This is a genomic window from Armatimonas sp. (assembly GCF_031410135.1).
Taxonomy (GTDB): Bacteria; Armatimonadota; Armatimonadia; order Armatimonadales; family Armatimonadaceae; genus Armatimonas.
Window position 1 is genome coordinate 1 of the sequence record NZ_JANNYP010000376.1, and the last position, 2,606, is coordinate 2,606.

General features: G+C 57.6%; 3 protein-coding genes. All 3 read left to right on the forward strand.

The window, feature by feature from the left end; all coding sequences use genetic code 11:
- On the forward strand, window positions 1-1,299 hold a 1,299-nt coding region (priA, locus tag RMO15_RS13740), incomplete at its 5' end, for a primosomal protein N' (protein ID WP_309713574.1).
- Between the two features lie 28 nt (window positions 1,300-1,327).
- Entirely contained in the window at window positions 1,328-1,528 is a 201-nt protein-coding gene (locus tag RMO15_RS13745; RefSeq protein ID WP_309713578.1) for an antitoxin family protein, read from the forward strand.
- A 3-nt stretch (window positions 1,529-1,531) separates the two neighbouring features.
- Window positions 1,532-1,918, forward strand: a complete 387-nt coding sequence (locus RMO15_RS13750; RefSeq protein ID WP_309713581.1) for a retropepsin-like aspartic protease — start codon at window positions 1,532-1,534, stop codon at window positions 1,916-1,918.
- The last annotated feature ends 688 nt before the right edge of the window (window positions 1,919-2,606 follow it).

Here is a 2,606-nt window from a genome sequence, read left to right on the forward strand (position 1 = left end):
GTGGTGGTCGGGGCACGCTCTGCGATTTTTTGCCCCTTGCCCAATGTCGGCCTGATCGTGGTGGACGAGGAGCACGAGAGCAGCTACAAGCAAGACCAGCCCGCGCCCCGCTACCACGCAAGAGAAGTGGCGATTGCGCGGGCGAGAGCCACCGGCGCGACGGTGATTCTGGGCTCCGCGACACCGTCGGTGGAGACGTTCTACAAGGCCGAAAAAGGCGAGTATGGCTTCCTGCCCTTGCGAGAGAGGGCACTCTCACGCCCTCTGCCTTCCGTCGAGATCGTGGATCTGCGCGAGGGCTTTAAGAAGAACCAGCCCGCGCTCTTTGCCCAGCCACTCCTCGACGGCATTACGCAAGGCCTGGAAAAACACGAGCAGACCATTCTCTTTCTCAACCGGCGCGGCTTCTCGATGTTTCTGCTCTGCCGCGACTGTGGCTACACCACCCGCTGCCCCGACTGCGAGGTCTCGCTGACCTATCACCAGCGTGCCGCCAAGCTGGTCTGCCACCACTGCAACTACGAGCGCCCCGCGCCCGACATGTGCCCCAAGTGCAGCGGCAACCGCCTGCGCCCGTTTGGCATCGGCACCGAGAAGATCGAGGAAGAGATCAAGAAGGCGTTCCCCGAGGCGCGGGTGATTCGCATGGATCGGGACACGACACAAGAGAAAAACGCCCACATGAAGATGCTGCGCCAGTTCCGGGCGGGCGAGGCGGATATTCTGATCGGGACGCAGATGGTGGCAAAGGGCCTAGACTTTGCGGGTGTCACCCTCGTCGGGGTGATCTCCGCCGATACCGCGCTCAACCTCCCGGACTTTCGTGCCAGTGAGCGGGCCTTCCAGCTCCTGACCCAAGTCGCAGGCCGTGCGGGGCGTGGGCGCAAGCCGGGCCATGTGGTGGTTCAGAGCTTCAACCCGGAGCATGAGTCCATCACCGCTGCCGCTGAGCACGACTACGAGCTATTCTATAAGCGCGAGATCGTCTTTCGGGAGGAGCTGGGCTACCCGCCGTTTGCGCGGCTCGCCAATATCATCGCCACCGACGAAGACGAGCGCCTTCCGGAAGTGCGCCTGCGTGCCCTTGCCAATCGCTTAGAGGACTGCGACGGCCTCAAAGTTCTCGGCCCCGCGCCGTGTCCGCTCTCGCGCCTCAAGGGAAAGTACCGCTGGCATCTCCTGCTCAAGTGCGCCGACGGCGAGGCACTCCGGGCGTATCTGCGCCGTGCCCTCCTCTCCCTCACCGCCTCGGATAAGTCAGGAATGACCATTGATCTTGACCCAATGAGCCTGCTCTGAGTGATAAACTGGGGGGGAGGTAATCAAGATGTCGGTTGTCACCTACGAGGCCATTGTGGAAAACGGGAAGCTCCGTTTGTTGGAGCCCGTCTCGCTGCCCGAACAGACGCGGGTGTATGTGGTGGTTCCCCAGCCAAAACTCCCTGAGCTGCCCGAGACAAAGAAGATTCGCACGCCCCACTTGAAGAACCCTGCCGATGTTGCTGACTTTGTGATGGAGGTCAGCTAAGGCGTGCGCACCAGCTACGATGGCGAGCACCACGATCCACCCGCTCCTGTGGCTTGGGTCACGCTTCAGTCTCCTGACGGAGCGAAGTCACAAACTGATGTGCCGCTTCTGATGGACACGGGAGCCGACGTAACTCTCTTGCCACGCTGGGCGATTGAGGCACTGGAGCTTCCAGCCGAACCCGAGGCGAGCTACGAGCTGGCAGGCTTCGATGGCTCAACCAGCGTCGCCGTCGCGGTGCGTCTCTCACTGCTTTGGATGGGTAAGACTTTTCGCGGCCAGTTCCTTGTAATTGACCAACCTCAGGGCATTCTGGGGCGAAATATCCTCAATAACGTTAGCTTGCTGCTTGATGGCCCACACCGCGAGTGGGAACTTCAGACGCTGTAGCCACCTCCCGCTTCGCGAAGTAAGAGGGTGGTTTAGGGTACGATACCGTCAGCTTATGGCTTCGTCGCGCTAGCTCTCGCTCTTTCTGGCCTGGACACTCCTACTCCAGAGCCTCACTCGGCTTTTCGGCTCTAAGTGAGTGGCTGCTTTTTGATGGCCTTGACAGCACGCGAATATGATATGCTGATGGCCGCTGGGAGCGGCATGCAATAACATGCTATAATTCTTTCAATACATCCCATACAAGGTTATTTTGATCCCATGCACACTCGCCGCGACCTGCTAAAATCTGCTCTGATTTTGCCTTCGGTTCTCACTCATGCCGCGATTGCACAGGACGGCACACCCGCTCCGGCGAAACCGACGATTGAGTTATCCGACTCATGCGTGGTAGATAAGCCCTTCGGGGTTCCGGGTGTTTTAGAATCAAATGGATTTACCAATGGCTTCATATACTACTCTCCATTTTTTAGAAATAATACTGAAAGAACTAGAGGACGTGCTTTACCATTTGGAGTTAAAAATTCTAATGTGCAATTTTTGATAAATTCAGTTTGTACAAGTATTTATGGCTCTTTGACAAATAGTGGGGTTGGTTTCTGAAGCATCAAGGCCGTCGGGTAAGATCAAGTTCTCACGCTAAATCTTTCCCAAGGCGGCCCTGATGCTAGAAAGTATATCCCAAGAA